Below are 7,567 nucleotides of genomic sequence, written 5' to 3'. Positions count from 1 at the left end.
ATACGCCAGCATTCAACCAGAACTTCCAGGATCGTTATGGCTTTGCCAACACCAACAACATGGATGGCCTTGCGCTTTGGTTACCTCGGTTTAGCTTCAACTATAGTGTCAATGACCAGATGACTGTCCGCGGTGGGGTGGGTATGTTCTCGGGCGGGCGTCCTAATGTCTGGATCTCGAATGCCTACACCAATGACGGGGTAACCATTGTTGCAGCACCGAACCTTGCTGATTTTGAAAATGTTGATATCAAACAGGTTCCGCAGCAAATGCGTGATGCTCTATCGGCCGGTGATGGTAACACTACGCCAATCGATCCAAACTTCAAGATGCCATACGATACCCGTTACAGCCTGGCATTTGATTATGATGACCTTGATTTGTCAGTCTTAGGTTCAGGCTGGTTTACATCCGCCGAGTTTATTTATACTCATAAGAACCGAGAAGTTGCTTGGACTAACCTGGCAAAAGCGGCATTACTTGATGAAAGTGGTAATCAGATCACATCATTAGGTGGGCGTCCTTTGTATGTAAGCTGGGATCCTTTGGCAGGTGACCGCCCAACCACGATCGGAGGCTTTAATACAAATCGTTATGATGTAATGTTGACCAATGTCTCTGGGGGGCGAAGCCTGATTTCAACATTTACGCTGGGTAATGCTTGGGACAATGGATTGAGCTTCCGCTTTAGCTATACCAATCAGGATGTAAAAGACATCACTTCTGGTGGCTCATCCACTGCACATTCCAACTACAACTTCCAAACAGCTGTTGATAAAAATAACCCAACAGTTGGTCGCGCTTCTTATGAAGTGAAGCATCGCTTCTTGGCTAGCTTAACGTATAACACTGAAATTTTTAGTGGTTACACCAGTACAGCGAGCTTGTTCTGGGATCGCACTTCAGGTCGTCCTTACAGCTATGCACTTGATGCATTTAACTTCCGTGGTTTTGGTGATGGCTCACAGCAAAACCTGTGGCGCTCTACCAACTACCTGCCATACATTCCAACGGGTGCGGACGATCCAAACGTACGTTATACCGGTGGTTTGACTTACGAAGAGTTTGCTGGTTACATTGCAGCTGCAAACTTGGGTAAGTATGCTGGTGGTTATGCAGTTCGTAATGAAGGCAACCGTGGCCCATGGAATACCAACTTAGATCTGCGTTTAGAGCAGGAAATTCCTGGTTTCTTCAACAACCACAAAGGTTCCATTTATTTAGATGTGCGTAACCTTCTTGCTATAGTGACTGATAATCAGCGTCACACGGTGAGTTTCTCGGATACAGGCATTCGCTTGGCATCTATCGGGATTGATCCTGAGACAGGTCAATACATCTATGGTCGTCCTTTCGGCGGCTTTGACGATACCCCGCGCTCTGCAACTACTTACAATGCTCGCGCATCAACCTGGTCTGCCAAGATTGGCGTTCGTTACCGCTTCTAATCAGGCTTTTTCCTGACAAAACCGGCCTTTTGGCCGGTTTTTTATTTCTATATCGGTCTTTTTTAGCGATAATTGTTCTTTGTGTGTATTGGAAAGTGACAACAACGTGGCTAAGAACACTATTATCGCCATAGCCGGCGCTTCTGCATCAGGGAAAAGTTTATTTGCATCAACTGTTTATCAGGAGTTGGTAGAGGAGCTTGGCGGTGAGCGCATTGCCATTCTGGCTGAAGATGCCTATTACCGTGATCAAAGTCACTTATCCTTTGAGCAGCGCACCCTGACCAACTATGATCATCCATCGGCATTTGAACACAAACTGCTGGGGCAACACTTGCAGGAACTGCGCGCAGGCAAAGCCATAGCGATGCCGCAATACTGTTACAAGACCCATACCCGTTTGCCGGATACCATCTGTGTACAACCGGCGAAAGTTATTCTGGTCGAGGGGATCTTGCTGCTCAGTGATCCATTGCTGCGTGATGAGTTCGATATCAGTGTCTTTATGGATACGCCACTGGACATCTGTTTGCTGCGTCGCATCCGTCGCGATTTGGAAGATAGGGGCCGAAGCTTACAGTCGGTGGTCGAGCAATACGAAGATACCGTGCGACCAGCCTTTTTTGATTTTATTGCACCATCGAAACAGTTTGCCGATCTGGTGGTCACGCGCGGCGGCAAAAATCAGATTGCTATCGACATCATAAAAACAAAAATCCGCCAGCTTTTGGCGGAATAATTAAAAAGGACCAGGGGAATGATGGGATTAGTAGGTATAGCTGTGCTTTTGCTGGTGGCCTGGCTGGCATCGAATAACAAAAAACACATCAACTGGCGCACCGTTGGCGGTGCTTTTGCTATCCAAGTCGCGATTGGCGCCTTCGTGTTGTATATTCCTTTTGGCCAGGATGTGCTCTATAGCATTTCACAGGTAGTTGCCAATGTGATTGGTTATGCCAACGCTGGTATAGAGTTTTTATTTGGTGATTTGGGGCGTTTTTCGCAAGGCTTTATTTTTGCCATCCATGTGCTCACCATCATTATTTTCTTTTCATCCCTGATAGCGGTGCTTTATCACATCGGCATTATGACCTGGGTCATTCGCCTGATAGGTGGTGGCTTGCAAAAACTGCTGGGTACCAGTCGGCCAGAGTCGATGTCGGCTGCGGCCAATATCTTTGTTGGTCAGACCGAGGCACCCTTAATCGTCCGGCCCTTTGTCCCAACCATGACCCGCTCTGAACTTTTTGCCGTGATGGTAGGTGGCCTGGCGTCTGTAGCTGGTTCGGTACTGGCTGGTTATGCCGGGCTTGGCGTGGAATTAAAATACCTGATTGCGGCCAGCTTTATGGCGGCACCAGGTGGCTTTTTGATGGCGAAAATGATTTTGCCGGAAACCGAGCAACCAAAGAACGAGCTGACCGAAATTACTCAGGAAAAACCGCATACCAATGTGATTGATGCAGCTGCAGCTGGTGCTTCCAGTGGTATGCAATTGGCACTGAATGTTGGCGCCATGCTGCTGGCCTTTATTGGTTTGATTGCACTTATCAATGGCATGGTCGGTGGTATTGGCGGTTGGTTTGGTATCGATAATCTGACACTGCAGTTGATTTTCGGCTATGTGTTCCAGCCACTGGCATTCATCTTAGGGGTATCCTGGGACGAAGCCCGGATGGCAGGTAGTTTTATTGGCCAGAAATTGGTCATTAACGAGTTTGTCGCTTACCTTGACTATGTCCAGGTAAAAGAGCAGCTAAGCGCCCATACTCAGGTGATCGTGACCATAGCGCTGTGTGGTTTTGCCAACTTTTCTTCCATTGCGATCCTATTAGGTGGTTTGGGCGGTATGGCGCCCGGCCGCCGGGCTGATATTGCGGCACTGGGTTTAAAAGCCTTGCTGGCAGCAACATTGGCCAACTTAATGAGCGCTGCCATTGCAGGGTTCTTTTTTTCTTTAGGCTAAAAAACAGGTCTTTTATATGACACAGCAAGTTCCAACGTTAGATATAAGACGGTTTGCCACCGACAAAGATAACTTTGTTGCCGAAATTGGCAAGGCCTACACTGAATTTGGATTTTGTGGCATTAGCGGCCATGGTATTTCAGATGACGTGGTAGCAAATACATACACAGCAATTAAGCAGTTTTTTGCGCTGCCCAATGAGGTTAAAGCCAAATACCATATGCCAGGACAGGGTGGTGCCCGGGGTTATACCGGCTTTGGTGTTGAAAAGGCCAAAGACAGTAAGCATCCGGATCTAAAAGAATTCTGGCATGTTGGTCGGGAGCTGGATGGCCCTGCACCACATCCAAGTTTGTACCCCAATGTCTGGCCGACCGAAGTGGCGGGCTTTAATGAAGCGACCTATCGACTTTACAGTGAGCTGGAAAAACTCGGCAACCGGGTATTGGAAGCCTTGGCGTTGTTTTTAGGTCAGCCGCAGCAGTACTTTGCGGATAAAGTCAATTTTGGTAATTCGATTTTACGACCGATCCATTATCCGCCAATCCAGGATACCAGTACCCAGTCGATCCGTGCTGGTCAGCATGAAGACATCAACCTGATCACCTTACTGGTCGGCTCAAATGAAGCGGGGCTGGAAATACTGCGCCGGGATGGCAGCTGGCTGCCGGTCACCACCATTGAAGGCACTATTGTGGTGAATATTGGCGATATGTTGCAGCGGCTAACCAATCATGTGTTGCCATCCACTACCCATCGGGTGGTCAACCCTGCTGGTATAGCAGCAGGGGAGCCGCGCTACTCGATCCCGTTTTTTATGCATCCAAATCCGGACTTTGTGATTGAGACCCTGCCAAGCTGCATCAGTGCCGAACGTCCCAATCGCTACCCGGAGCCAATCAACTCCAACGACTACTTGATGCAGCGTCTGGAAGAGATTGGTCTGTTGAAAAAGAACGGAAAATAGCCGCTTTGCACAGCAAATAAGCGAGTGACACAAAAGCCGTTAAATTGTGCCATATTGCAGTTGACAGCTTTTTGGAACTCGCTATACTGTGCGCCATGTTGAGCAGCGATGCCCAACATACCACGCAGATGTGGTGGAATTGGTAGACACGCTAGCTTCAGGTGCTAGTGCTCGAAAGGGCGTGAGAGTTCGAGTCTCTCCATCTGCACCAAATTAACCGGCTTAAAGCCGGTTTTTTTGCGCCTATAACTTACCGTTTTAATTCTATGCGGCGGATAAAGTCTTCCACCAGCAAGTCGTACAGCTTGTTGCCCAAATACAAATCTTCCACCCCATCATCTATATTCGGGTTGTCGTTGACTTCAATAACATAGACCTGGTCACCATCCTGTTTGATATCGACACCGTACAGGCTGTCTCCGATCGGGGCACAGGCGCGGATGGCGGCATCCAACACATGAGCAGGTACCTCATTGACGGCACAGGTGCTAAAAGCACCACTTTGTGTTTTTCCGCTGCCATGTTTGTAGATTTGCCAGTGATTACGCGCCATAAAGTACTTGCAGGCAAAGAGGGCCTGACCATTTAATACGCCTATACGCCAGTCAAACTCGGTGAAGGTATAACGCTGGGCCAGGATGATGGCGCTTTGCTCAAACAACTCCGTCATTTTTTGCCGCAGCTCCGTCATGGTTTTTACTTTCACCACCCCGCGGGAAAAGCTGCCATCAGGAATTTTTAGTACCATGGGCAAACCGAGTAGATCAGCCGCCCGCTCCAGATTGTCCGCATCGTATTTAAATAGCATTAACCCATCGGGCACCGGCACCTGATGCTGTTCAAACAAGGTTTGCAGGTAGATTTTATTGCTGCAGCGCAAGATGGAGTTGGGATCATCAATCACCGCCAGGCCTTCCCGCTCTGCCTTTAGCGCCATCTTAAACGTATGGTGATTGACCGCCGTGGTTTCACGAATAAAAAGACCATCAAATTCAGCTAACCGTTGATGATCACGTGCACCAATGATCTCGGTATCCATGGCCGCCTTTTTGGCGGCTCTGCAAAACAACTCAATGGAGCGGGGTGTGCAAGGAGGAAATTGCTCCTTCGGATCCATTAAAACGGCCAGATCGTATTTAAACTGGCGCTTGCTAGGTTCAAGGCGCCAGATTTTATGACTAAACCGCTCCAGTGCTTCGGCAAACTGCGTTTGTTGCGACTCCGTCAGCTTATGTAAACTGCCGATGCGGATGGTTTTGACTTGCCACTGCTGCTTTTTAATCAAATCAACGTGCAGGATAGGTACAGAGAATGCTTCAAACAGATAATCGGCTACTTTTTTCAGCGAACGCTCATTGGTTTCGCCAAAGTAAAGCTGAAAAGTAAGTTGGTTCTCGGTGTTATCTGTCAGTGCTTTATTCAGCTGCTTCGTAAGCGCCACCGGTATATCATCAATTACATCCGCAATTTCGTCGCGATTAAATTTATTAAATACCTTAATCGAAGGGATAGCATGATGGTTGCGGGCTTCGGCCAGCAAAGAGCAATAATAACCAGAGCCCAGATACTGTGATTGCCGACACAGGTTTATTAATCGCACGCGCTGCCGCGATTTGCCCTGCCACTTTAGGTACTCGGCCAGAGTCATGACGCCATCGTATTGAAAGAAAGGTCCCCAATCTTGTAGCTTATCTACTACGATTAATAACTTAGACATATCCTGTTCCTGGAAAATGCATTTCTTGTATTGTAGACAGTAGTGCAGATGGCTGCCCAATGAAATCATTTACTTGTCAGCAGCAAAAAAATTGTCTTGCCTGTTGGTTGAAAACAACGTGCAATGCCGTGCCATGACATAACAGAAAAGGTGCCTATGGAAAGCAAAGATCTCTGTATCCGCGATGCTGTTTTGCAGGATCTGGCTGATCTGGTGCAGCTTGAGCAAGCCTGCTTTGATGCTGATCGCTTGAGTCGTCGTAGCTTCCGGCACTTTATCCTCGATAAACGCAGTGATTTGCAGGTGTTGGAAAAAAATAGCCGACTGGTAGGCTATTTCCTGGTGTTGTATCGACGGGGCATTAGTTTGGCCCGGTTGTACTCGCTTGCGGTATTGCCAACAGAGCGCAAACAAGGCTTTGCACAGCTGCTGTTAGCGCATGCAGAATTGTCGGCCCGCCAGCGGCGTTGTGTATTTTTACGACTGGAGGTCAGGCCGGATAATGAAGGCGCTATAGCCTTGTACCGGCGTCAGGGCTATCAGGAGTTTGCTATTCGGCATGATTTTTATGAAGATCACTCGGACGCGCTTTGCATGCAAAAGCGCGTGTTCAGTTATCAGCAGCAAAACACGGATAAAGGCATTCAGTTTATCCAGCAGACCACTCCTTTTACTTGCGGCCCGGCCGCTTTACTGATGGCGATGAATTACTTCGAGCCGAATAAATACGATCCCTACGCACAGGAGTTAGAAATCTGGCGCGAAGCCACCACCATCTTTATGACCTCTGGGCATGGCGGATGCGGACCAAGAGGACTGGCGCTGGCTGCCTGGCAGCGTGGTTTTGACGTTGAAGTCATGCTCAATCAAGCCGGGCCACTGTTTGTCGACTCGGTACGCAACCCACAAAAGAAACAAATGCTGGAACGGGTCCACCAGATTGAGCAGCAAAAATGCACTCAGGCCAATATTCCGGTGCATATTAGCGAGTTCACCCTCAATGATGTGCTGGAGAAACTAAACCAGGGTTTTTTGGTGTTGCTGCTGATCAGTACCTGGCAGTTTGATCGTAGCAAAGCGCCGCACTGGGTATTGCTTTGTGATGTCGATAGCGACTTTGTCTATTTAAACGATCCCGATGTTGATACCGCCGCCGGTCAAAATGCTGCAGATTATCAATACATCCCGGTGAATCGAAACATCCTGGCAAAGGCATTTTTGTATGGTAAGCAACGCTTAAAGGCGGCCGTTGCCGTTAAAAAAGACAAAACGTCGTCTTTTTAGGCAAAGAAACACAAAACAGCAAATAAGACTTGCAGTCACAACAGGGCTCCCTATAATGCCGACCCAAGCCAGCAGGGTCCTGAAACAGAGCCTTGCAGCGGGATGGAAAAAGTGCGGTAAAAGTTGATTATCAGCCTTGACAGCACGGTTTAAATCCCTAAAATGGCGCCCTCGCTTGGAGATGG

Annotated in this window: 5 protein-coding genes, 1 tRNA gene and 1 pseudogene; 6 read left to right on the top strand and 1 reads right to left on the bottom strand. The window is 48.3% G+C overall.

Annotated elements, in window-relative coordinates; translation table 11 throughout:
• The 5 genes and pseudogenes from JJU14_RS16410 to JJU14_RS16390 all read left to right on the top strand — a co-directional run.
• Nucleotides 1-1,448: pseudogene (locus JJU14_RS16410) on the top strand (cell envelope biogenesis protein OmpA); the annotation flags it as partial.
• A gap of 106 nt (nt 1,449-1,554) precedes the next feature.
• Nucleotides 1,555-2,187 (top strand): uridine kinase, encoded by a 633-nt coding sequence (gene udk, locus JJU14_RS16405; protein WP_228614796.1) that lies wholly within the window; start codon nt 1,555-1,557, stop codon nt 2,185-2,187.
• A gap of 18 nt (nt 2,188-2,205) precedes the next feature.
• A complete protein-coding gene (locus tag JJU14_RS16400; protein ID WP_091343190.1) occupies nt 2,206-3,414 on the top strand; it encodes a NupC/NupG family nucleoside CNT transporter in 1,209 nt (402 codons plus the stop codon).
• A gap of 16 nt (nt 3,415-3,430) precedes the next feature.
• Entirely contained in the window at nt 3,431-4,381 is a 951-nt protein-coding gene (locus tag JJU14_RS16395) for a 2-oxoglutarate and iron-dependent oxygenase domain-containing protein (RefSeq protein WP_228614795.1), read from the top strand.
• 124 nt (nt 4,382-4,505) lie between these two features.
• Nucleotides 4,506-4,592 (top strand) — tRNA-Leu (locus JJU14_RS16390).
• A 39-nt stretch (nt 4,593-4,631) separates the two neighbouring features.
• Here the strand turns inward: JJU14_RS16390 and JJU14_RS16385 are convergent.
• The gene (locus JJU14_RS16385; RefSeq protein WP_228614794.1) at nt 4,632-6,098 is read right to left on the bottom strand and encodes a RimK family protein; all 1,467 of its coding nucleotides are present in this window, start codon (nt 6,096-6,098) and stop codon (nt 4,632-4,634) included.
• A 156-nt stretch (nt 6,099-6,254) separates the two neighbouring features.
• Between JJU14_RS16385 and JJU14_RS16380 the strand changes: the two genes are divergently transcribed.
• Nucleotides 6,255-7,382 carry a GNAT family N-acetyltransferase/peptidase C39 family protein gene (locus JJU14_RS16380; RefSeq protein WP_228614793.1) on the top strand — a complete coding sequence of 376 codons (1,128 nt, stop codon included), beginning with the start codon at nt 6,255-6,257 and terminating at the stop codon, nt 7,380-7,382.
• The last annotated feature ends 185 nt before the right edge of the window (nt 7,383-7,567 follow it).

Source organism: Alkalimonas sp. (assembly GCF_020831925.1).
Lineage (GTDB): Bacteria > Pseudomonadota > Gammaproteobacteria > Enterobacterales > Alteromonadaceae > Alkalimonas.
The sequence above is the reverse complement of the archived record's forward strand: the minus strand, read 5'-3'. Positions and strand labels throughout refer to the sequence as shown.